The 21,872-nt window shown below is 62.2% G+C and carries 21 protein-coding genes; all 21 read right to left on the bottom strand.

What is annotated here, in order from left to right; genetic code table 11:
* Window positions 1-29 precede the first annotated feature (29 nt).
* Window positions 30-2,819, bottom strand: coding sequence for a translation initiation factor IF-2 (infB, locus tag AB4Z24_RS03095; RefSeq protein WP_441705898.1), 2,790 nt, complete (start codon window positions 2,817-2,819; stop codon window positions 30-32).
* 18 nt (window positions 2,820-2,837) lie between these two features.
* Window positions 2,838-3,530 carry an RNA-binding protein gene (locus AB4Z24_RS03090; protein WP_441705896.1) on the bottom strand — a complete coding sequence of 231 codons (693 nt, stop codon included), beginning with the start codon at window positions 3,528-3,530 and terminating at the stop codon, window positions 2,838-2,840.
* Between the two features lie 33 nt (window positions 3,531-3,563).
* Window positions 3,564-5,204: a transcription termination factor NusA gene (nusA, locus tag AB4Z24_RS03085; RefSeq protein ID WP_441705894.1), complete on the bottom strand. Its 1,641-nt coding sequence runs from the start codon at window positions 5,202-5,204 to the stop codon at window positions 3,564-3,566.
* A 4-nt stretch (window positions 5,205-5,208) separates the two neighbouring features.
* Window positions 5,209-5,847 carry a ribosome maturation factor RimP gene (gene rimP, locus AB4Z24_RS03080; protein WP_441705892.1) on the bottom strand — a complete coding sequence of 213 codons (639 nt, stop codon included), beginning with the start codon at window positions 5,845-5,847 and terminating at the stop codon, window positions 5,209-5,211.
* 125 nt (window positions 5,848-5,972) lie between these two features.
* Entirely contained in the window at window positions 5,973-6,635 is a 663-nt protein-coding gene (gene trmB / locus AB4Z24_RS03075; RefSeq protein ID WP_441705890.1) for a tRNA (guanosine(46)-N7)-methyltransferase TrmB, read from the bottom strand.
* A gap of 88 nt (window positions 6,636-6,723) precedes the next feature.
* Window positions 6,724-7,929, bottom strand: coding sequence for a methionine adenosyltransferase (metK, locus tag AB4Z24_RS03070; RefSeq protein WP_441706061.1), 1,206 nt, complete (start codon window positions 7,927-7,929; stop codon window positions 6,724-6,726).
* A gap of 211 nt (window positions 7,930-8,140) precedes the next feature.
* Window positions 8,141-8,608 (bottom strand): helix-turn-helix domain-containing protein, encoded by a 468-nt coding sequence (locus AB4Z24_RS03065; protein ID WP_441706060.1) that lies wholly within the window; start codon window positions 8,606-8,608, stop codon window positions 8,141-8,143.
* A gap of 112 nt (window positions 8,609-8,720) precedes the next feature.
* Window positions 8,721-10,346 (bottom strand): apolipoprotein N-acyltransferase, encoded by a 1,626-nt coding sequence (lnt, locus tag AB4Z24_RS03060; protein ID WP_441705888.1) that lies wholly within the window; start codon window positions 10,344-10,346, stop codon window positions 8,721-8,723.
* Window positions 10,346-11,344 (bottom strand): hemolysin family protein, encoded by a 999-nt coding sequence (locus AB4Z24_RS03055; protein ID WP_441705886.1) that lies wholly within the window; start codon window positions 11,342-11,344, stop codon window positions 10,346-10,348. The genes lnt and AB4Z24_RS03055 overlap by 1 nt, the downstream gene beginning before the upstream one ends.
* A gap of 48 nt (window positions 11,345-11,392) precedes the next feature.
* On the bottom strand, window positions 11,393-11,905 hold the full coding sequence (gene ybeY / locus AB4Z24_RS03050) for an rRNA maturation RNase YbeY (RefSeq protein WP_441705884.1): 513 nt from the start codon (window positions 11,903-11,905) through the stop codon (window positions 11,393-11,395).
* A 4-nt stretch (window positions 11,906-11,909) separates the two neighbouring features.
* Complete coding sequence (locus AB4Z24_RS03045) at window positions 11,910-12,905, bottom strand: PhoH family protein (RefSeq protein WP_441705882.1); 996 nt, start codon at window positions 12,903-12,905, stop codon at window positions 11,910-11,912.
* Window positions 12,906-13,043: 138 nt separating this feature from the next.
* Window positions 13,044-14,429, bottom strand: coding sequence for a tRNA (N6-isopentenyl adenosine(37)-C2)-methylthiotransferase MiaB (gene miaB / locus AB4Z24_RS03040; protein ID WP_441705880.1), 1,386 nt, complete (start codon window positions 14,427-14,429; stop codon window positions 13,044-13,046).
* A 39-nt stretch (window positions 14,430-14,468) separates the two neighbouring features.
* The gene (locus tag AB4Z24_RS03035) at window positions 14,469-15,347 is read right to left on the bottom strand and encodes a lysophospholipid acyltransferase family protein (RefSeq protein WP_441705878.1); all 879 of its coding nucleotides are present in this window, start codon (window positions 15,345-15,347) and stop codon (window positions 14,469-14,471) included.
* Window positions 15,348-15,355: 8 nt separating this feature from the next.
* Window positions 15,356-15,811: a Fur family transcriptional regulator gene (locus tag AB4Z24_RS03030; RefSeq protein WP_441705876.1), complete on the bottom strand. Its 456-nt coding sequence runs from the start codon at window positions 15,809-15,811 to the stop codon at window positions 15,356-15,358.
* A 90-nt stretch (window positions 15,812-15,901) separates the two neighbouring features.
* Window positions 15,902-16,411, bottom strand: coding sequence for a ribosomal protein S18-alanine N-acetyltransferase (gene rimI / locus AB4Z24_RS03025; protein ID WP_441705874.1), 510 nt, complete (start codon window positions 16,409-16,411; stop codon window positions 15,902-15,904).
* On the bottom strand, window positions 16,408-17,106 hold the full coding sequence (gene tsaB, locus AB4Z24_RS03020) for a tRNA (adenosine(37)-N6)-threonylcarbamoyltransferase complex dimerization subunit type 1 TsaB (RefSeq protein WP_441705872.1): 699 nt from the start codon (window positions 17,104-17,106) through the stop codon (window positions 16,408-16,410). The genes rimI and tsaB overlap by 4 nt, the downstream gene beginning before the upstream one ends.
* A 14-nt stretch (window positions 17,107-17,120) precedes the next feature.
* Complete coding sequence (locus tag AB4Z24_RS03015; RefSeq protein WP_441705870.1) at window positions 17,121-17,711, bottom strand: malonic semialdehyde reductase; 591 nt, start codon at window positions 17,709-17,711, stop codon at window positions 17,121-17,123.
* A gap of 73 nt (window positions 17,712-17,784) precedes the next feature.
* The gene (locus tag AB4Z24_RS03010; protein ID WP_441705868.1) at window positions 17,785-18,339 is read right to left on the bottom strand and encodes a NifU family protein; all 555 of its coding nucleotides are present in this window, start codon (window positions 18,337-18,339) and stop codon (window positions 17,785-17,787) included.
* A 127-nt stretch (window positions 18,340-18,466) separates the two neighbouring features.
* Window positions 18,467-18,967, bottom strand: coding sequence for a universal stress protein (locus AB4Z24_RS03005; protein ID WP_441705866.1), 501 nt, complete (start codon window positions 18,965-18,967; stop codon window positions 18,467-18,469).
* Between the two features lie 57 nt (window positions 18,968-19,024).
* Window positions 19,025-20,062, bottom strand: coding sequence for a tryptophan--tRNA ligase (gene trpS, locus AB4Z24_RS03000; protein ID WP_441705865.1), 1,038 nt, complete (start codon window positions 20,060-20,062; stop codon window positions 19,025-19,027).
* An 81-nt stretch (window positions 20,063-20,143) separates the two neighbouring features.
* A complete protein-coding gene (gene murJ / locus AB4Z24_RS02995) occupies window positions 20,144-21,724 on the bottom strand; it encodes a murein biosynthesis integral membrane protein MurJ (RefSeq protein WP_441705863.1) in 1,581 nt (526 codons plus the stop codon).
* Window positions 21,725-21,872: the final 148 nt, after the last annotated feature.

The raw sequence follows: 21,872 nt of genomic DNA, 5'->3' as shown, positions 1-21,872 counted from the left end.
TTTCCCGCGCGGGCGGCTTACATGGGCAATTAGAGCGATCTCGCGATCGTCTCGACCTGGAAGCACTCGATCTGGTCGCCTTCGCGAATGTCCTGGTAGTTCGCGAAGGACATGCCGCATTCCTGGCCGGCGACGACTTCTTTGACGTCGTCCTTGAAGCGCTTCAGGATCGAGAGCGTACCTTCGTGGATGACGACGTTGTCGCGCAGCAGGCGAACCTTGGCGCCGCGCTCGACCTTGCCTTCGGTGACGAGGCAGCCGGCGACCTTGCCGGACTTCGAGATGTTGAAGACCTGCTTGATCGTGGCGTAGCCGAGGAAGATTTCGCGCTTGGTCGGAGCGAGAAGGCCCGACATCGCCGCTTTCACCTCATCCACGAGATCGTAGATGATATTGTAATAGCGGATCTCGATGCCCTGTGCGTCGGCAGCTTGCTTCGCCTGCGCGTTGGCGCGGACGTTGAAGCCGATGACGACGGCCTTCGCTGCGGCTGCGAGCGCGATATCGGATTCGGTGATGCCACCGACGCCTGAATGCACGAGGCGAGCTTCGACTTCGTCGTTGCCGACTTTCTTCAGTGCACCAACGATGGCCTCGAGCGAGCCCTGCACGTCGCCCTTGACGACAAGCGGGAATTCCTTCCGGCCAGCGTCCTTGAGCTGCTGCATCATCTGCTCGAGCGAGCTCTTCGTACCGGCCGAGCCCAGGGTCTCGCGGCGCTTTCTGACGCGATAATCGGTCAGCTCACGCGCGCGCGCCTCGTTCTCGACGACGGCGAACTGATCGCCGGCTTCAGGTGCGGAATCGAAGCCCAGCACTTCGACAGGAACCGAAGGACCGGCCGATTGGATGTTCGCGCCGTGGTCATTCAAGAGGGCGCGCACGCGTCCCCATGCCATGCCGGCCACGATGATATCGCCGACGTGGAGCGTGCCGCGCTGAACGAGCACGGTGCCGACGGGGCCGCGGCCGCGCTCGAGCTTGGCTTCGATGACGACGCCTTCAGCCGTGCGCGCGGGGTTGGCGCGGAGATCGAGAATTTCAGCCTGCAGATGGATCGCTTCCAACAGCTTGTCGAGGTTGGTGCGCTTCAGGGCCGAGACCGGAATTTCGAGCGTTTCACCGCCCATGCTTTCGACGACGATCTCGTGCGAAAGCAGTTCGGTGCGGACGCGGTTCGGATCGGCCTGCGGTTTGTCGATCTTGTTGATCGCGACGATGATCGGCACCTTCGCGGCCTTGGCGTGATTGATCGCTTCGACCGTTTGCGGCATGACGCCATCATCGGCGGCGACGACGAGCACGACGATATCCGTCACCTTGGCGCCGCGGGCACGCATGGCCGTAAAGGCTTCGTGGCCTGGCGTGTCGATGAACGTGATCTTGTCGCCATTCGGCGCCGTCACCTGATAGGCGCCGATGTGCTGGGTGATGCCACCGGCCTCACCCGACACGACGTTCGTCGAGCGGATCGCATCGAGCAACGATGTCTTGCCGTGGTCGACGTGACCCATGATCGTGACGACGGGCGCGCGATGCTCAAGCGCCGTATCGTCGATGTCTTTGTCGCCAACGAAACCGATTTCAACGTCGGCTTCGGAGACGCGCTTCGGCGTATGTCCAAACTCCTGCACGATGAGCTCAGCCGTATCCGCGTCCAAGACGTCGGTGATCTTATGCATCGCGCCTTGCTGCATCAGATACTTGATGAGATCGACGGCGCGCTCCGCCATACGGTTCGACAGTTCCTGGATCGTGATGGCCTCAGGAATGATGACCTCGCGCGCGATCTTCTCGCGGGGCTGCTGAATGCCCATGGCCTTCAGCTTTTCCTTCTCGCGCTTGCGCTTCAGAGAGGCGAGCGAGCGAACCTGAGCTTCGCGGTCGAAGTTCGTGATCGTCAGCTTCTGGCGTTGGCGGCCGTCGTCCTGAACCTTGACGGCGGGGCGCGGAATCTTGACGCCGCCGGGGCCGCGCTTGACGCGATCGTCCTCCTCAGTTTGCTCTCGGGCCACCACCGGGGGCCTCGCAGGACGCGTCGGCTTTTCGATCGTCGTTGAATCTGCGGCGGGGGCGCCGCGGCGTGCGGGCCCGGGCAGCTCGATTTCGCGCGGACGGCCAGCTTCGCCACGGGGCATGAATTGGGTGTTCGTCGGACGGTTGGGGGTCCGTTGGAATGGCGGACGGCCGCCTTCGCCACGGTGCGACGGTGCGGGGCCGGAATCGCGACGATGATGCTCACGCTGCGGAGCGTTATGGTCGCGGTTATCGCGGTGCTCACGTGCGACAGGTGCGGACGGTGCTGGCGAAGCCTGCGGCGCCGGTGCCGGTGCCGGTGCAACAGGAGGCGCGGCGGCGGCGACGGGCTCGCTGGGGGCCGGCTGCGGTTGGGCTTCGGCGCGCGGCTGCGGCTCAGGCGGGCGGGCAACCGGTTCGAAACGGACAGGCTCAATTTCGGCGGGGCGCTGCGCATCGTCGGCGCGTGCTGCGGCAAGCGCTCGTTCGCGTGCGGCGCGTTCCTCGTTCGAGAGGACGCGGCCGGGCGATCGCTCGCTCGGAGCTGGCTGAGGATGGCTCGGCTGCGGTGCGACGCGCGCCGGAGCGGGCTTTTCGATCGTGACCGTTGGGGCCGGCGCGGTGGCCGGCTCGCCTTCGCTGCCGAGCTTTCTCGTTTTTTTCTTTTCGACCACGACGGATTTGGAGCGACCGTGGCTGAAGTTCTGCCGCACATGGCCAGACTCGACCGTTCGCTGCAGCGACAGCGGCTTGCGCGCTCCGACCCGGATGGTCTTATCGGTCTGGTCGTTCGAATCCGTCATGCGTTATCCGTTCAGCCTTCAGCTAGATAGTTCAGAAAATTCGTCGCCGGCCACCTGCGTGGCCTCAATCACAGAAGACCGGTAGCGCAGAAGCCGCTCCGCTTCCTCCAGAAACCGATCCGACAGTCCTCCGGGTGTGAGGGCAGCATGTACCACACTTCCGCGCCCAATGGCCAAGCTCATTTGCGCAATGGTCAGAACATCGACGATTGCTGCAGGAGCGCCCCGGCTGGCCTGAATGGCCTTGTATTTCCGATCAATTTTCGAGCGTCCGTCCAGGGCCGCATCCGACCCATGGAGTACTGCTCTTACCGGCCCCTTCTCAAGGGCCGCGAAAATTTTCTCAAATCCTGCAATTACGAGGCCCGCCTTATTGGCGAGCGACAATGTTCCGGCTACGCGCTTAACGATAAGGTCATCCACGCGTTCTGCAAGGTCCGCGGGGGCTTCGGCCTTAACTTTAAGGCTTTTTGCAAAGGCGTGTGTCGCAACCGCCTTTTCGACGAGACGCCGGTCGCAGCCGACCCAGACGCCGCGGCCCGGCAAGCGCCGGTCGAGATCGGGGACGATAATGCCGTCCGGCGACAAAGCGAAGCGGATCAGATTTTCCGGGTCAAGCGTCCGCCGCGTGACGGCGCACAGCCGCTCGGATCCCGGAACGGAGCCTAGCTCCGTCCGATCCCGCGTAGGCCGATTTTGCCGTTTCACCATCACGCGCTTTTGTTGCCTTCCCGGTCATTCCCGTCAGCCTTCGGCGCCGGCGCTGCCGGTCTCGGCAGCTTCGGTTTCGTCGGCGGCGGGCTTTTCGATATCTTCAGCTTTGATCCAACCGGCGTGAACGCGCGCGGCCATGATCATGTTTTCGACGTCCGTCCGCGACAGCTCGAAGCCGTCGAGGAAACCCTTGTGACGCTGGGCGTCGCTGTCTTTTTCCTTGTCTTTCTTGCGCTCGGTCCAACCGATGAGTTCGTCGGTTGCGCAGTCAGCGAAATCTTCAACGGTTTTGACGCCGTTTTCGCCAAGTGCGACCATCATTGCGGTCGTGATGCCGGGGATCTCGGCCAGCTCGTCGGCAACGCCAAGCTCGCGCCGCTTGGCATCGCGTTCGGCTTCCTGCTGCTCGAGATATTCGCGGGCGCGGCTCTGGATCTGCTCGGCCGTGTTCTCGTCGAAGCCTTCGATATGCGCGATTTCTGCAATATCCACGTATGCGACTTCCTCGATCGTCGCGAAGCCTTCGGTGACGAGAAGCTGAGCGATAACCTCGTCGACATCGAGCGAATCCATGAGGAGCTGCGTGCGCTCGGAGAATTCCTTCTGGCGGCGTTCGCTTTCTTCCTGCTCGGTCAGAATGTCGATGTCCCAGCCGGTTAGCTGCGAGGCAAGGCGCACGTTCTGGCCGCGACGGCCGATAGCGAGCGACAGCTGCGCCTCGGGAACGACGACCTCGATGCGGTTTGAATCTTCGTCGAGCACGACCTTGGTGACTTCAGCGGGCGCTAAGGCGTTGACGATGAAGCTTGCAGCATCCGGGTTCCACTGGATGATGTCGACCTTTTCGCCCTGCAACTCGTTGACGACAGCTTGCACGCGCGCGCCGCGCATGCCGACGCAGGCGCCGACCGGATCGATGGAAGAATCCTTCGAAATCACAGCGATTTTTGCGCGGCTGCCCGGATCGCGCGCCACCGACTTGATCTCGACGACACCGTCGTAGATTTCGGGAACTTCGGCGCGGAACAGCATCGACATGAACTCGGGCCGGGCGCGCGTCAGGAAGATTTGCGGGCCGCGCTGCTCGCGGCGAACCTCGTAGATGTAGGCGCGGATGCGGTCGCCGAGGCGGACGTTCTCGCGCGGGATCATCTCATCACGGCGGATGATGCCTTCGGCGCGGCCAAGATCGACGATGACGTTGCCGTATTCGACGCGCTTCACGGTGCCGTTAATGACGTCGCCGGTGCGATCCTTGAATTCGGAGAACTGGCGGTCGCGTTCGGCTTCGCGAACCTTCTGGACGATGACCTGCTTGGCGTTCTGTGCGGCGACGCGGCCGAATTCCAAGGGGGGCAGCGTTTCGGCGATCATGTCGCCGGCCTTGGCGTCCGGATTGCGCTTCTTGGCGTCTTCGACCGTGATTTGCGTCGCGTCGTTCTCGACTTCCTCGACGACGGCGAGGACGCGCGTCAGCTTTGCTTCGCCCGTCTTCGGATCGATCTCGCAGCGGATGTCGTTCTCCGCTCCATAGCGCGACTTCGCAGCCTTCTGGATGGCGTCTTCCATCGCCTCGATGACAATCTTCTTGTCGATCGTCTTTTCGCGCGCGACGGCGTCTGCAATTTGCAGAAGCTCGAGCCGGTTGGCACTGATGCCTGCCATGGCCATAGGGTCAATCCTCCAGGTCGTCTTCGTCGAGTTCGGCACCGTCACCGGGCCGCGTGGAATGGCGCTCTTTGGCGCGTTGTAGTGCTTCGCGAATGAGTTCGTCGGTCAGCACGAGCTTGGCGTCCGCGATCAGGTGCACGGGCAGGCCGAGGTGCTGAACGCCATGCTCGCCGGTATCGGCCTTGATGCGCACTTCGCCGTCCTCGAAACCTTCGAGCACGCCTTTGAAACGCTTGCGGCCGTCGATCGGCTCATTCAATTCGATCTTCGCTTCGTGTCCCGACCAATCCTCGAAATCGCTCGGGCGAACGAGCGGACGGTCGATGCCGGGGGACGAAACTTCGAGGCGATAGGCGCCCGAGACCGGATCGGCGACATCGAGCACGGGCGAGACGGCTTTCGAAATCGCTTCGCAATCATCGACCGTGATCGAACCGTCAGGACGTTCCGCCATCAGCTGGACGATGCGGTCGCGGCCGTCGCCCTGGATCTTCACGCGTACCAGCCGGAAACCCAGATCTTCAAGCGTCGGCTCGACGACGGCTGCGACGTCGGCAGCAAGACCGGTCTCGCGCAAAAAGCGGCTCGTGCCGGAACCCTGTTCCGACGGCGAAGCCGTGTCGTTGGCGATGGTGTCCTGCAAGGGCGTTCCTGTGCTTAAAGTTCGTTCGGAGCGGGCCTTGCGGTCCACTCTCTATCGGATCGTCGTTTTATTGGAATAGACGCTAAATAGGCGAGATTTGCCTTCCGCGCAAGGCTCGGTCGCGGCTATTGCCGCAGAAACCGGAAATAATAGCGCTGGCGGCCCTCGCGGACGGCCTTCGCCTCGTAGCGCGTTTCCGGCCAGTCGTTCGGGCGCTCGCGCCAGTCGGCTGGGCTCGATGCCTGCCAGGAAAAGGCCGGTTCTCCGGCAAAAGCTTCAAGCATCGTGCGAGCATAATCGCCGATGTCCGTGCCGATGCGAAGTTCCGCGCCCGGCCGCATGACGCGCGCCAGGAGCTTCAGCAAGGAAGAATTAACCAGGCGGCGCTTTCGATGCTTTCGCTTCGGCCAGGGGTCGGGAAAGAGGATGAAGGCGCGATCGACGGAGTTTGGCGCCATCGCTTTTAGAATGCCGCGCACGTCATCCATGTGAACGCGGATGTTCTGCAGTTTCTCGCCGGTCGCGGCGGTCAGCACCTTGATGACGCCGTCCTCGAACGGTTCGCAGCCGATCAGGGCAACGTCAGGATTCTGTCGTGCCTGCCACAGAAGATGCTCGCCGCCGCCAAAGCCGATTTCGAGCCAGGTTTCCCTGAACCCTTTAGGAGGATTTGCCGGATCGAAGGCGAGGCGGGGCAGATCTTCGCGCAGCAGTGCGGACTGGCGCGTGCTCGGCTTTCGCCCGCGTCTCCGCCCGAATGATCTGAGTTCGTGGTCGTCGTCCGGCATTCGCGCGCTAAATCACTCAATCGCAAAAAAGGGAAAGGCGGCCGTTTGAGCAGCCGCCTTTGTATCTCACAGGTTCGGCCGGTTATCGCTAGGCAACAGCCTTGGCGATCTTGGCGGCGAGATCGGTTTTCTCCCAGGAGAAGCCGCCGTCCTTTTCGGCCGGGCGGCCGAAATGTCCATAAGCGGACGTCCGGGAATAGATCGGCTTGTTGAGATCGAGATGGCTGCGGATGCCGCGCGGCGTCAGATCCATGACTTCGCCCAAGGCCTTTTCGATTGCGGCCTCGTCGACTTTGCTGGTGCCATAGGTATCGACGTAGATCGACAACGGCTTGGCGACGCCGATCGCGTACGAAAGCTGGATCGTGCAGCGGTCAGCGAGATTTGCCGCAACGACGTTCTTCGCGAGGTAGCGGGCGGCGTAGGCTGCGGAGCGGTCGACCTTCGTCGGGTCCTTGCCCGAGAATGCGCCGCCGCCGTGGGGAGCCGCGCCGCCGTAGGTGTCGACGATGATCTTGCGGCCGGTCAGCCCGGTGTCGCCATCGGGACCACCGATGAAGAACTTTCCGGTCGGGTTGATGTGCCAGGCGGTGTCCTTGCCGATCCAGCCTTCGGGCAGCGCGGCGCGGACGTAAGGTTCGACGATCTCGCGAACCTGGCGCGAACTCAGATCTTCGACGATGTGCTGATGCGAGACGACGATCTGCGTAACGCCGACGGGCTTGCCGTTCTCGTAGCGGACGGTCACCTGGCTCTTGGCATCGGGTCCGAGCTTGGCGGCTTCGCCCTGCTTGGCTTTGCGAGCGACGGCGAGGTCGCGCAGAATTTTATGAGCGTAGTAGATCGGTGCCGGCATCAGTTCCGGCGTCTCGTTGCAGGCATAACCGAACATGATGCCCTGGTCGCCGGCGCCCTCTTCCTGGTTCGTCGGCTGCTTGGCGTCGACGCCTTGCGCAATGTCGGCAGACTGCGAGTGCAACAGGACTTCGATGTTGCAGTTCGCCCAGTGGAAGCCTTCCTGCTCGTAGCCGATGTCCTTGATGGCGGCGCGAGTCAGATCCTGGATGGTGGCGACTGTAACGTCCTTGGGTCCGCGCGATTCACCGGCGATGATGACGCGATTTGTCGTCGCCATCGTTTCGCATGCGGCGCGAATACCCCACGGATCGAGGCCTTCCTTGGCGCCTTCGCGATAGAACGCGTCGACGACTTCGTCGGAGATGCGATCGCAGACTTTGTCCGGGTGACCTTCAGAGACGGACTCACTCGTGAAAAGGAAGGACTTGCGCGCCACTGTGGCCCCCGTGTTGAGAGATTGGATCTCCGGGATCGTCACCAACGGACTGTTGATGTCGGCGATCCCGGCCCGATGAAAAGCGCCGGTTTGTCGCAATGTTGGTGGATTCGGTCAAGCCGGAGCGTGCCGATCTTCGCGAAACGGGCCGCGACCTAGCGACCCTTCTGCCAAACCAGAGGCAATTGCGAATATTGCGAAGCGCCCGGCTTCAGCCGTCTTCGCCCGCGAGTGCGCGAACAAGGTCGACGATCGAGCGGCGCACCTTGGGCTCGGTTATGCGAGCGAAGGCCTTATTCAACTCCAGCCCTTCGCGCGTGCCAAGGAAATCGACGACGTAGCTTTCGTCGGGCTGCGTCTCGGCAAAGCCCGGCATCGCCACGCTTGCCGCCTGCGCTCCGGACGGGGCTTCGTCGTAGAAGAACTGCACAGGCACGCCAAGAACACGAGCAAGATCGAACAGCCGGCTCGCGCCGATGCGGTTAACGCCTTTCTCGTATTTTTGCACTTGCTGGAAAGTAAGACCGAGATGCTCGCCGAGCTTTTCCTGGCTCATTCCCAGAAGCATGCGCCGGAGCCGCACGCGCGAGCCGACATGGACATCCATGGGATTGGCGCGGCGAGAACCTTTCGGCGATCCGTCGCTTGTGTCGTCTTCGATCGATATTTCGTTCACCATCACGCGTACAGCCACTAGTTCTCATCGAGAAAGGGTATGCACTTCCTAGGTGCGTAGGCGACGGGCGTCAATGTTTGACCGCCGCCGCGACAAGTTGACTTCAACACTTTGATTAACGACCATTTTTCCGGAGGCTGACGGCAAACCCCACGTAGACCGAGAGAATGATCGCCAAGATCCAGTCGCCGAGGCGCGCGTAGAGCGGCGGGGTGACCGCCTCGGGCAGGGCGCTGTCGATCACGCCGCGCACATTCAGTCCCAGCACCTGCAGCGCGCGACCGTAGGGATCCACGACGGCAGAAATGCCGTTATTTGCGGCCCTTAGCAGCGGCGCGCCTTCTTCAACGGCGCGGATTCGCGCTTGATGGAAATGCTGGTAAGGCCCGGTCGATTCACCAAACCAGCCGTCGTTCGTGACGTTTATCAGGACCCCGGGCCGCGCGGTTCCCTGCACGATATTTCCGGGGAACAGGGCCTCGTAGCAGACGAGGCCGAGGGCAGGGGGAAGGCCTGGGATCGCCATCAGTGGTCGTGGCTGCTGGCCGACCCCGAACGAGCCCCGTCCATGCGTCAGCTTCTGGATGCCGATTGTGGCGAGCGTCGCTTCCCAGGGCACAAATTCGCCGAACGGGACGAGATTGATCTTGTCATAGGTCGCAATCGGCTCAGCCCGCTCGTTCAAGACCAGGATGCTGTTGAGCGCGCGCGCATCGGCCGAGGCAACCGCGCCTGCAGCGGGGGACGAGTCGTGGCGCAAGGCGCCGGTGATCAGTGTCGTTCCCGGCGGCAGGATATTGGCGAGGATGTCGAGGGCCACGGGGGACTCGAGGGGGAAGAAGGGCATTGCCGCTTCGGGCCAGACGAGGTGCGTGATGCCAGCAAGCGAGTCCTTTTCGCCCGCCGGGTTCGCGAGCGAGAGCGCGACGTGATCGTCGAAGATGCGGCGCTGGTATTCCGCCATCCATTTCTCGCGCTGGGGAACGCTCGGCTGAACGATCCTGAGCTTTACGTTCGGGACGAAGGTTTCGGGCGTGCTCAATCGCCATGCGCCGTAGGCCAACAGCAGAGCGATTGGAACGGCACCGAGGGCGATTGCATCAATGATCTTTCTGATCGAGAGCGGTTCGCGACGGTCGCCGAGCACTATGAGCGGCGCGGGAAAGACAAAAAGCGCGATCGCGGTCAGGCCATAGGCGCCGAACAGCGCCGCGCTCTGCATCAACGGCAGAGGATAGGTGAGAGCATAACCGACGAGATTCCAAGGAAAGCCTGTCAGGATATGGCCGCGCAGCCATTCGGTGAGACTGAGCGCGATGGCAAAGACGAAAAGTCGGGCGAAGTTTTCGCTCCAGAAAAGACGCGCGACGGCGGCGGCTATTCCCCAGAACAGCGCCAATCCCGCGGGCAGCAGCGTCACGGCAAAGGGGAGAAGCCAGGCGAACTTGTCGGCTTCGACGAGAAAGGCTTCGCCGATCCAGAAAAGGTTGGAGAAGAAATAGCCGAAGCCGAAGAACCAGCCGGCGCTGAAGGCACGGCGCCAGTCGGCGCTGCCGTCGATCAGCCAGACGAAAACGGGGAGCGTCAGAAAGAAGATCGGAAAGGCGAAGAACGGAGCGAATGCCAGTGCCGAAAGCCCACCCGCGGCCATGGCGATCAGCGCTCGCTTCCAGCCACGAAGGCCCATGATCCAAGCGCGCGCGCTCGAAATCAGCGGCGGATGTTCGGTTCTCGCGTCCATCACGCCTTCGGCGTATCAGGCAGTGATTTCGCGTTGGTGACGGGCGGGCGTGGGGGGTGAATTTTGAGTTTCTTCACGCGCCGCGGATCGGCATCGAGAACCTCGAACTCGACGCCAGAGGGATGCCGGATGAGTTCGCCGCGCGCCGGTACGCGACCGAGCATCGAGAAGATCAAACCGCCGATGGTATCGACTTCGGTTTCTTCGTCCTCGGGTACGAGCTTCATGCCCAGATGCTTCTCGAGTTCTTCAATCGGAGTGCGGGCGACGGCGACGATGCCGAGCTTCGGATCGACGACGATATTGGTTTCCTCGTCATCGTCGTGCTCGTCCTCGATGTTGCCGACGACCTGTTCGATCAGATCCTCGATGGTGACGAGGCCGTCGGTGCCGCCATATTCGTCGACGACGAGCGCCATGTGAATGCGCGTCGACTGCATGCGGATCAGCAGATCGACGGCGGGCATCGACGGCGGCACGTACAGGATCTGTCTGCGGATTTTTACCGACGTGACGGGGCGGCTCAAATCGACGCTTCTGAGATCGAATTGGTCGAGCGCGGGCTTTTCGGATTCGGGATCGGTCTTCCCGTTTTTGACGGGTTGACCGGTCGCTTCCGCCATCAGCCAGCGAAGCACGTCTTTGATGAGGATCATCCCGCGCGGATCGTCGAGCGTTTCGCGGAAAAGCGGAATGCGGGAAACGCCGGCCTCGTTGAAGGTTTCGAGAAGCTCGGAGATCGGCTCGTCTTCATCGAGTGCCGTGATATCGGCGCGCGGTATCATCAGCGACGCGACACGGCTCGAGCCGAAGCGGAGAAGCCGCTCGAGCATTTTTCGTTCGGCGTCGGTGAAGTTCTCCGAGGTGCCGGTCTTCAGCGCGCCTTCCAGCGCGTCGCGAACGTTCTGAGGCACCACGAGGCCGAGCTTGGCGCGCAGCACCTGAAGCCAGCTGTTCGCGCCTAAAACCCGACTGTCGTCGTCTACGGTATCAGACACTGTCTTTTGGTATGTGTTTTCGGTCATGGCCCATGGGTCGGAACCCGGTCAGTCCTTTGTACCGGTTTCCAGAGCGCCCGTGTAGGGATTTGCAACGCCCAAATTCGAAAGTACTTCAATTTCAATGGCTTCCATGCGTTCGGCATCCGCTGCCGTTTCGTGATCATAGCCTAAAAGATGCAACACGCCATGTACTACTAGGTGTTGCAGGTGATGCTCGAACGGGATGCCTTGCTCGGCCGCTTCGCGCTCGAGCGTTTCCAACGCCATGATGATATCGCCAAGCTGCCCGCCCGGCGCGCCGTTGCCGACCGGAAAAGACAGCACATTCGTGGGCTTAGCCTTGCCGCGAAAGCGTTCGTTGAGGGCGGCGACGTTGGCGTCGGAGGATAGGGCGACGGTCACGATCGCCGTTTTGTGGCCGTCGCCCGCGGCCTCGAAGGCCGCGCGGGCGGCGTTGTCGATGAGGCTGTCGATGTCGCCGACGCGTGCCCAGTCGCCATCGTCTTCGACGATCTCCACCTCGAAGACGCTCGCTCGGGCCTTTCCTGAAGCAGGCATGGCGCTATTTGGGCCGCTCGTACGCATCGACGATCTTGGCGACGAGATCACGGCGAACGATGTCGCTCGCCTCGAACCTCACGATCGAAATGTCATCGACCGCGTCGAGAATATCGACGGCTTCGACGAGGCCCGACTTCGTGCCGGGCGGCAAATCGATTTGCGACGGATCGCCCGTCACCACCATTTTCGAACCTTCGCCGATACGCGTCAGAAACATCTTCATCTGCATGCTCGTCGTGTTCTGGGCTTCGTCGAGAATAACGAAGGCATTGGCGAGCGTGCGGCCGCGCATGAAGGCCAGCGGCGCGACTTCGATGACGCCGGTTTCGATGTCGCGCTCGACCTTTTCGGGTGGCAGGACATCATAGAGCGCATCGTAAAGTGGCCGCAGATAGGGATCGACCTTGTCGCGCATGTCGCCGGGCAGAAAGCCCAAGCGCTCACCGGCTTCGACGGCCGGACGCGAAAGGATGATGCGCTCGACAAGGCCGCGTTCGAGGCAATGGGCTGCGAATGCGACGGCAATATAGGTTTTGCCGGTTCCCGCTGGGCCCAATCCGAACACGAGGTCCTTCTTTTCGATGGCGCGCATGTAGGTGCTTTGCGTCGGCGTGCGGGCTTTGACGACGCGACGGCGCGTGGCAATCTGGGCTTGCCCGTCGGACGACGTTCCTTCGGCGCGTGCATGCCGAATGAGCCCGTCGATATCGCCGGGGCCGATGGTCTCGCCTTTTGCAATTCTGGAATAGAGGCGCTCCAAGACGCTGCGAGCGCTGGCGCAGGCATTGGCGGCTCCGGTCAGAATGACGACGTTGCCGTGGGCATGAGCGTCGATGCCCAATCGATCTTCTATAAGAGCCAGGTGGCTGTCGTATTCCCCAAGCAGCTGCGTCAGCAGCCGGTTGTCTTCGAAGGGTACAACGACGCGAGCATCTTCGAGCTCCGGCTTATTGGGCCGCCTCGACGTTGACGCGGAGGACCCGCGGAATGCTGCCAATCCTGACACTCCCTTGCTGGTTGCTCTTCTTCCCGTATCTGTCAAATCGAATCGATGGCCCACGTTAGCATGTGACACACAGGTTCGGCAGGCGCAGGTGTAGTTAACGCACAGCCGTCCGCGATCAGTATAACTCGTTTATGCTGCGGAAATGACACCCGACAGGCTGACGCGCCGGGCATCCGTAACTCTGACACCCGCCGTCCGGCCCGTGAGATCGCCATCTCCCGCGGCATAGATGAGCTGTAAATGGGGTGTCCTGCCGACGAATTCACCCGGCTGGCGGCCGCGGCGTTCAAACAGCACGGGGATGGTGCTTCCGAGCATCTCGGTGTTGAAGGCCATCTGCTGCTCTTCCAGCAAGGCCTGCAGCCGCTGCAGCCGCTCGGCTTTCACGTCCTCCGGGACCTGGACTTCGAGCGCCGCGGCGGGCGTTCCGGGGCGGGGGCTGTATTTGAAGGAAAACGCCTGGGCGTAGCCGACCGCCTTCACCAGCGCGATCGTTTCCTCGGCATCCTGGTCGGTTTCGCCGGGGAAGCCGACGATGAAGTCGCTCGAAAGCGCGATGTCAGGGCGCGCATCGCGGATCCGCGCAATCAGATCGATGTATTCCGCTGCCCGATGCTTGCGGTTCATCGCGGCCAGCATCCGGTCGGAGCCCGACTGGATTGGCAAGTGCAGAAACGGCATCAGCTGCGGCACCTCGGCGTGCGCTGCGATCAGATCGTCGCTCATGTCACGCGGATGGCTCGTCATGTAGCGGATGCGTTCGATGCCATCGATCTCCGCCAAGCGGCGGATCAATTCCCCGAGGCCAATCGTCCGGCCGCCGGGACCTTCGCCGTGATAGGCGTTGACGTTCTGGCCGAGGAGAACGAGTTCCCTGGCGCCAGCAGCGGCGAGTTCTCGCGCTTCGGCTTCTAGCTTGGCGAGGGGCCGCGAAAACTCGGCGCCGCGGGTATAGGGCACAACGCAGAACGTGCAGAACTTATCGCAACCTTCCTGAACGGTCAGAAACGCCGACGGCGACGAGATGCGGCGCGGTGCTTTCATCGCCGTGAATTTTTCGTCGCCCGGAAACTCGGTTTCGACGATGCGCTCGTTGTTGGTTTCGGCGCGTGCGATGAACTCGGGCAAGCGATGGTAGCTCTGCGGTCCGATGACGAGATCGACGGCCGGCTGGCGCGCGGTGATCTCCGGGCCTTCTGCCTGCGCGATGCAGCCTGTGACTGCGATCACCGTCTCTTTGCCGTTCCGTTTGCGCGCTTCCTTGATGACGCGAATGCGTCCGAGATCGGAATAGACTTTCTCGCCTGCCTTCTCGCGGATGTGGCAAGTATTCAGGATCACCAGATCGGCCTTGGCGACGTCGTCCGTCTCGCTGTAGCCGTCGCGCGCCAGCGCCTCCGCCATGCGCTCGCTGTCGTAGACGTTCATCTGACAGCCGAACGTCTTCAGGAAATAGGATTTGGGGTTTGCGCGCTGCACGTGATTGGCCGGGCCGAAACTGGTCTTTTTGCTCATGGGCTTCAGTGCCCTAGCGCATAGCATAGAAAGCCGCGGTTATGTCCATTTCTCGCTGCGGGCCTGCGGCAAAGCGAGCTTTTTCCGGCGGCTTTCCTCGGAGGGTTCGACCGGGACGAGGCCGGGATCGCCGGGGCGACCGCGCAGGATGCCGATTACGGCCGAGCGGATCTCGCGCTCGGTTTTGAGCGCCAGATCCTTGCGGTCCTTGAAGTCGCGCAAGGGCACGGGCGGGCCTACCTTGATCGTAACCGTAATCGGGCCGGATCGGAGGACGCCCCAGGCGTGCGACGTCATTTCCATGTCGCCATACCAGCCGATGCGCGGGCGGTCGGCGCGGCTCAATGGAATGCCCCGGACGTGCGTATAGACGACGGCGGCCGTCTGGACGACGACCTGCGGCTCCTTGGCGCCCTCGCCCGAGACGGCGCCGAAGAGGGAAGTTTTGAAGGGCAGCACGCGATTGCCGTCACTCGACGTTCCTTCGGCAAACAGCACGATCGTGTCGCCCTGCTTCAGCCGCGTCATGATTTCGGCGGCGGCATCGCCGGTTGCCTGCCGCCGCGTCCGATCGACAAACACCGACCGCTGAAGCTTCGCCAAGGCGGAGACGAAAGGCCAGCCGCCGACTTCGAGCTTGGCAACGAAGGAAACCGGCGCGAGAGCCGAGAGCACAGGTATGTCGAGCCAGGACGTGTGATTGCAAACGAGCAGCACAGGAGCGTTGGCGACGACGGCGCCATCGATCTCGAGCGAAATTCCGAGGATGCGACAGACCTGGCGATGGTACCAATTGGGAAAGCGCCGCGCGGCCTTCGGCGACATTTTAAGCAGCAGGGCCTGCACCGGCATCAACGGCAGCGTGAAGCAGAGAAATGCTGCGAGCACGGCCGAGGCGCGAAGTGAGCCGGTTGCCATGGGTTTCGCTAGCCTCTCCGGCTCGAAGACTTTTTCTTTGCCAGAGGGACGCCATAGAGTTCCAAGCGATGGCCGACAAGCTCGAAACCAAGTTCGTGCGCGATACGCTCCTGCAAGGCCTCGATGTCGGAGTTCGAGAACTCGATGACACGCCCGCTCTCGATATCGACGAGGTGATCGTGATGCTCACGTGGCGCCGCTTCGTAGCGCCCGCGGCCGTGGCCGAAATCATGCCGCTCCAAAATGCCCTTCCCGGCGAAAAGCTTGAGCGTGCGGTAGACCGTCGAGAGCGAAATTCTCGAATCGATCGCGTGGGCGCGCCGGTGCACTTCTTCGACGTCGGGATGATCGGTGGCGGAGGACAGCACCCGAGCGATGACGCGCCTTTGGCCCGTCATCCGCAGACCGCATTCCGCGCATCGCGATTCGATGGAAGTCTCGGATTTCGCGGATTGCAGGGTCATGGCGGTGTTAGGCTTTTGGCTTAAGGGCGACTATTTCTCGTCGCCGGAGTATGGGCGCCTTATAGGCAGTGACAAGGCCGAACGTCCATATCAGGCCGGTTGTTCAGACTCTTCGAGCGCCAGAACAAGCGTCAGAGCATCAACGCGGGTGCTGCCTGGGCGCTCATAATAGCGCTTTCGCCGCCCGGCTTCGACAAATCCGAGCTTGCGATAAAGGGCCAGTCCGGCCGTGTTGTCCTCTGCAACCTCGAGGAAAATGCGTCTGGCGCCGCCGCGACGCGCCGCGCGGGACAGGCCTTCGAGAAGGCCGGTTGCAAGGCCTACGCGCTGCCAGTCGGGTGAGACGCCGATCGACAGGATCTCCGCTTCATCGGCGGCGAGCTGGCCGATCACGAAGGCAATGACCGATTTCTTCTGTCCTCCCGCGACGGCGATCAGGGAGGTGGCGGCGGGATGTTCGAGAAGCGATTTGATCGCGGCCGCATCCCACGGCGGGTCGAAGAGTTTGGTATGGAGCGCCGCAATCTCTTCGGCTCGATCTGGCGCCGCCCAAAGCATGCTTGCATGCTTCAAATTCCGGAACGGCGTGACATTCGTCATGCCCCGGCTCCGAGGAATGGGCTTGGCGCGGGCGGTTTCGCATCGGGCGCTCTGAGGTAGAGCGGTTTCACCGTCTCTGTCAGCGGAAGTTCGCAGGCGGGAAACAGCATGTCGAGCGCATCGGGCAGGAGATCCGGAAGGATCGCGGTCGCCTCGATGCCCTGGCGGTTGGCTTCGGCTGCGAGTTGTTCCGCACCGGAACCAGCGATGACGATCGGGCCGGAACCCGGCAATTTGGCTGCGGCAGGGATCGCCGCGCATTGCGCGTCGACGACCGTTTCCATGGTGTGGCGGTCGAAGACTTCGAAATAGACCTCGTTCCGCCGCGCGTCAGTCGCGATGGCGATACGTTTCGTCGGAGCGGCGGGGATGCGCGCGCTCATCGCCATCAATCGGAGGCTTGAAAGTGCGACGAACTGTGCTCCGGTCGCGAGGGCGAGCGCTCGAGCCGCGGATACGCAAATGCGTGTGCCGGTAAACGTCCCGGGTCCGTACGTCACGGCGATGCGGTCGAGCGCTTTGAAATCGAGCCCAGCTTCCGCCATGACCGTTTCGATCATCGGCAGCAGACGCTCAGCGTGCCCCGTTTGCATGGGCTCGAAGCTGAATGAAATGCCGGGTGTCAGGGAACGAAGCCCCCGGCCCGCCGCAGCCGAGCAGGCATCGAAACACGTGTCGAGCGAAAGAATATTCATTCCGGGCGGAGCTTTTAAACGATCGTGGCGATTTCGTCGAAGTCAAATCGTGGTGAGCGGGGATAGACCCCCGCCGGATCCCCGTAGCCCAGATTACAGAGGAAATTCGACTTAATTTCAGTTCCGGTAAAGAACTCGGCGTCTACCCCCGCATTTTGGAAGCCTGACATCGGGCCGCAGTCGAGTCCGAGCGCGCGGGCCGCCAGGATGAAATAGCCGCCCTGAAGCGACCCATTGCGGAAGGCGGTTGTATCGGCGTGCTGCTTCTTGCCGGCGAACCAGCTTCTTGCGTCAGCGGGCGGATAGAGCCGCGGCAGGGCTTCGTAGAAGTTCAGATCGTAGCCAATAATGGCCGTTACCGGTGCGGCCATCGTCTTATCCACATTTCCGGCGCTCAGATGCGGCTTCAGCCGCGCTTTGGCCTCCGGCGATTTGACGAAGACGAAGCGCGCAGGCGAGCAGTTGGCGCTCGTGGGGGCCCACCGCATATGCTCGACGATCTGGCGGAGGAGCGCATCGGGCACCTTGCGCGGTTGCCATTTGTTGTTAGTCCGAGCCTTGTCGAACAATTGGTCGATTGCAGCACTGTCGAGCGGCTCAGCCATTTTTTCTCGCGCGTTTTGGGGGCCAAATACGAAGAACCCCGCCGGAGCGGGGTTCTGAGGATTATTTCAGGTCTCAGACCGGCTGGACCGCCTGCACATCGGGGCAGAAGTGCTTCAGCAGGTTTTCGATGCCGTGCCGGAGGGTGGCCGTCGAACTCGGGCAGCCGGAGCAGGCGCCGCGCATGTGGAGATAGACGACGCCATCGCGGAAGCCGGAAAACGTGATGTCGCCGCCATCCTGGGCGACGGCGGGGCGAACGCGCGTTTCGAGCAATTCCTTGATCGTCGCGACGGTCGCTTCGTCCTCGGGAGCATAGCTTTCCGCGGCGTTGTCGTTGGCGTCTTCGCCTCCGGAAACCGGCGCGCCCGACATGTAGTGTTCCATGATGGCACCAAGCACCATCGGCTTCAGGTGCTGCCACTCGATGTCGCCCTTGGTGACCGAAATGAAGTCGGAGCCGAGGAACACGCCGTCAACGCCTTCGATCGCGAAAAGGCGGGTCGCGAGCGGGGAAGCAGTCGCATCGGTCTTCGTACGGAAATCGGCGGTGCCGTCGGCGAGCACATCCCGTCCCGGGATGAACTTCAGCGTCGCCGGATTGGGCGTGGCTTCCGTCTGGATAAACATGGATGCCTCATTTCGCGGTCGGGTTCCACGCGCGCCATCCTGCGCGGGATAGGATTAGAAGACTTCAAATATAGGTAGGATGGCTGCTCATGTCGAGATATCGACCCCGGCACCTGGGTGGGGCAATTTAGGCCAAGGCCTTGATTTCCGCGAGCGAAAGCTGTCCCGGGACGACGGTCACCGGCACCGCGAAGCCGCCTGCGGCGCGGGCCGTTGCAAGGGACGCGACGAGCGGCCCGGGGCCTTTGGCATCGATCGAGGCGCCGAGGACGAGGATCGCAATATCCTCATCTTCGGCAATGAGCTGGTTAATCTCTTCGGCGGTGCGGCCTTCGCGAATGACGTCTTCGGCCTCGACGTTGTCGAAACCCGCGTGGGCGAGCTTGCGCCGGAAAAGCCGGAATAGCGCCTTTGCCTTGGTCGTCTCTTCGTCCAGCTGCACCTGGTGTACGCCAGCCCAGTGCTGCAGCTCGCTCGGCTCGATCACGTAGAGCATGACCAGCAGGCCCGAAGAGCGCTGCACGCGGCTCGCCGCGTAATAGAGCGCGCTTTCAACTTCCTGGCTCTCGTCAACGACGATCAGGAACTTGCGGCGATGGCCTTCTTCGAATGAGCGGCGCGGTTTCATGGATGCGATGCTGCCATTCATCGGCACCCGCTGCAACGGTCAGTGTAGGCGGTGCGGTCAGCTTCGGATGAAACCGACGATGTCCTTGACCTTACCCATGATCGGCGTTGCGATTTCGCGCGCCCGTGATGACCCGTCGGCCAGAATGCGATCGATCTCGGCGGGGTCGCCGGTCAACCGCTTTATTTCGTTGGCGATGGGCTCGATCTTCGCGACGAGCGCGTCGGCCAGCACCTTTTTGAATGCGGAGAATTGCTGGCCGCCGAATTCAGCAAGCACAGCGTCGACTGGTTTGTCGACGATGGTCGCATAGATTCCGATCAGGTTTTCCGCCTCGGGTCGGCCAGCAAAGCCGCCTTCGTCGCCCGGCAGCGGTTCGGGATCGGTTTTCGCCTTCTGGATCTTCTTGGCGATCGTGTCGGCATCGTCCGTCATGTTGATCCGCGAAAGATCGGACGGATCGGATTTCGACATCTTCTTCGAGCCGTCGCGCAGGCTCATGACCCGCGTCGAGGCGCCGGTGATGACGGGTTCGGGCTGGGGGAAGAAAATGCCGTCGGCAAAGCCTTCCGCGATGATCGAGGCGGCAAAGTCATTGTTGAACTTCTGCGCGATGTCGCGGGCAAGCTCCAGATGCTGCTTCTGGTCTTCGCCGACCGGCACATGCGTCGCGCGGTAGGCGAGGATGTCGGCCGCCATCAAGTTCGGATAGGCGTAGAGCCCGACGGATGCCTGCTCGCGATCTTTGCCGGCCTTTTCCTTGAACTGCGTCATGCGGTTCAGCCAGCCGAGGCGCGCGACGCAATTGAAGACCCATGCCAGCTCGGCATGGGCGCTGACCTGCGATTGATTGAAAAGGATACTTTTCTTCGGATCGAGACCGGCGGCGATATAGGCAGCCGTCACCTGACGGATCGCGTTTCTCAGTTCGGCGGGGTCCTGCCACACGGTGATCGCGTGCAGATCGACGACGCAATAGATGCATTCGTGCGTCTCCTGCATCTTGATCCAATTGACCATCGCGCCGAGGTAATTGCCGAGATGCAAGCTGCCGGTCGGCTGCATGCCGGAGAAAACGCGCGGCGTGATTTTCATGGGTGTGCGTACCGTGTTGAAGAGAAAGCCGGCGGCCTTATCGCGTGCGGGCGGCCGCAGCGCAAGTGGCGGCGGCTTTTGCTAGCTCCCGCGGCGGGTCAGGCGGCCGAGCTGGCCGATGGACATCACGCCTGTCGCCAAAATCAGAACCGCGAAGACGCCCAGTCCGACACCGATTTCGACGGCCAGGAACGACGCCTTTACGAAGAATCCGCCGCTGTGATCGAGGTGTGGCGCGAGGACGTGGCTCGTGCCCAGCAGGGCGACGACCATGGCGACACTCGAAAACAGGATCAAGGGTACGTTCCGCTTGAGCCGGCCGTCGATGATGAAGTCGCCGCGGCGCCGCAAGGTCGACCACAGCAGATAAGCGTTGAGCCAGCCGCCGAGCGCCGTCGCGATGGCGATGCCGAGCTGGGGCATCATGCCGAGATGGCGCAACAGAAAGAACAACGCGACAGAGCCGATGGTGTTCGCGGTCAGACTGATCGTTGCGTAGCGCATCGGCGTCTTCGTGTCTTCGCGGGCATAATACGCAGGCGAGAAGACCTTGATCATGACGAATGCGGGGAGGCCAAGGGCAAAAATCGCGAGCACGGATGCTGTGACTTTGGTGTCTGCCGCGCTGAAGGCGCCGCGCTCGAAGAGAACACGGGTGATATCCGTCGGAATTGCCGCGAGAGCCAGCGCCGCCGGTATCGTCAGCAGCAGCGCGAATTCGAGCGAACGATTTTGGCTATCCATGACGCCGGCCGTATTGCCGCTTCGCAACTGGCGCGCGACGTCGGGCAGGAGCACGATGCCGATTGCTATGCCGACGATTGCCAGCGGCAGCTCGTAGACCCGGTCGGCGTAGTAGAGATGCGAAACGGCACCCGGCTGAAGCGAAGCGATGACCGTTCCGATGGCGATATTGAGCTGCGTCACGCCGCCGGAGATGACGCCAGGAATGCCGAGCCGCACGAGCTTGCGAACATCCGGGGTCAGGCTCGGACGACGGATCGCAAGTCTCATTCCGGCGTTGTGCATCCCCCACATCAGAAGCAAAAGCTGCAGAAATCCGGCTACGAACACGCCCCATGCCTGGATGATGCCGGCTTCAGGCCCTGCCCGGTAGCCAAGCCACAGCGAGATCAGCGTCGCGATCATCATCGCGCCGTTGAGGACGATCGAGACGGAGGCGCTTTCGGCAAAGCGTCCGACGGAGTTCAGCGCGCCGGACATCAAGGCGACGATCGACATGCACAGCAGATAAGGCATCGTGATCCGCGTCAGCAGCACGGAGAGATCGAACTTCTCCGGCGTGACGTTGAAGCCCGGCGCCAGGCCGTACATCAAAAACGGCATCGCGAGTTCGGAGACGATGGTGACGATCAGCAGCACGAAGAGGAGGCCCGCCATCGCGTCTTCGGCAAACCTGCGGGCTGCCTCCTTGCCGTCGCCTTCGAGTTTCTTGGCGAAGATCGGGACGAAGGCGGAGTTGAATGCGCCCTCGCCAAAGAGACGGCGGAAGAGGTTGGGAAAGCGGAAGGCGACGACGAAGGCGTCGGCCACCCAACCCGATCCCAGCGTTGCCGCGATCAGGATGTCGCGCATGAAGCCGAAGACTCGGCTGAGGAGGGTGAGGCCGCCGACGGTCGCGAACGATTTATAAAGTTTCATCGATTGGAGGCTTACTGTTCGCTTTTTGGCGCCAAGGCGGAAGTTTCGCCCTCTTAAACCGGCTTACGGCCGGAAACATCCGGCAATTTGATGGCCTAATGCCTCACTTGTGGGGCGTGGCCGCCGGGTCACGGCCGTGTCACGCCCG

The sequence above is a fragment of the Hyphomicrobium sp. 2TAF46 genome, assembly GCF_052114865.1.
GTDB lineage: Bacteria > Pseudomonadota > Alphaproteobacteria > Rhizobiales > Hyphomicrobiaceae > Hyphomicrobium_B.
Note: the sequence above shows the minus strand (reverse complement) of the source record. Positions and strands in the feature narration are given on the sequence as shown.

What these genes read in the sequence shown, in the direction of transcription:
- infB (WP_441705898.1), bottom strand. Translation starts at nt 2,819, where the DNA reads ATGACGGATTCGAACGACCAGACCGATAAGACCATCCGGGTCGGAGCG.
- AB4Z24_RS03090 (WP_441705896.1), bottom strand. Translation starts at nt 3,530, where the DNA reads ATGGTGAAACGGCAAAATCGGCCTACGCGGGATCGGACGGAGCTAGGC.
- nusA (WP_441705894.1), bottom strand. Translation starts at nt 5,204, where the DNA reads ATGGCCATGGCAGGCATCAGTGCCAACCGGCTCGAGCTTCTGCAAATT.
- trmB (WP_441705890.1), bottom strand. Translation starts at nt 6,635, where the DNA reads ATGCCGGACGACGACCACGAACTCAGATCATTCGGGCGGAGACGCGGG.
- AB4Z24_RS03065 (WP_441706060.1), bottom strand. Translation starts at nt 8,608, where the DNA reads ATGGTGAACGAAATATCGATCGAAGACGACACAAGCGACGGATCGCCG.
- lnt (WP_441705888.1), bottom strand. Translation starts at nt 10,346, where the DNA reads ATGGACGCGAGAACCGAACATCCGCCGCTGATTTCGAGCGCGCGCGCT.
- ybeY (WP_441705884.1), bottom strand. Translation starts at nt 11,905, where the DNA reads ATGCCTGCTTCAGGAAAGGCCCGAGCGAGCGTCTTCGAGGTGGAGATC.
- miaB (WP_441705880.1), bottom strand. Translation starts at nt 14,429, where the DNA reads ATGAGCAAAAAGACCAGTTTCGGCCCGGCCAATCACGTGCAGCGCGCA.
- AB4Z24_RS03035 (WP_441705878.1), bottom strand. Translation starts at nt 15,347, where the DNA reads ATGGCAACCGGCTCACTTCGCGCCTCGGCCGTGCTCGCAGCATTTCTC.
- AB4Z24_RS03030 (WP_441705876.1), bottom strand. Translation starts at nt 15,811, where the DNA reads ATGACCCTGCAATCCGCGAAATCCGAGACTTCCATCGAATCGCGATGC.
- rimI (WP_441705874.1), bottom strand. Translation starts at nt 16,411, where the DNA reads ATGACGAATGTCACGCCGTTCCGGAATTTGAAGCATGCAAGCATGCTT.
- tsaB (WP_441705872.1), bottom strand. Translation starts at nt 17,106, where the DNA reads ATGAATATTCTTTCGCTCGACACGTGTTTCGATGCCTGCTCGGCTGCG.
- AB4Z24_RS03015 (WP_441705870.1), bottom strand. Translation starts at nt 17,711, where the DNA reads ATGGCTGAGCCGCTCGACAGTGCTGCAATCGACCAATTGTTCGACAAG.
- AB4Z24_RS03010 (WP_441705868.1), bottom strand. Translation starts at nt 18,339, where the DNA reads ATGTTTATCCAGACGGAAGCCACGCCCAATCCGGCGACGCTGAAGTTC.
- AB4Z24_RS03005 (WP_441705866.1), bottom strand. Translation starts at nt 18,967, where the DNA reads ATGAAACCGCGCCGCTCATTCGAAGAAGGCCATCGCCGCAAGTTCCTG.
- trpS (WP_441705865.1), bottom strand. Translation starts at nt 20,062, where the DNA reads ATGAAAATCACGCCGCGCGTTTTCTCCGGCATGCAGCCGACCGGCAGC.
- murJ (WP_441705863.1), bottom strand. Translation starts at nt 21,724, where the DNA reads ATGAAACTTTATAAATCGTTCGCGACCGTCGGCGGCCTCACCCTCCTC.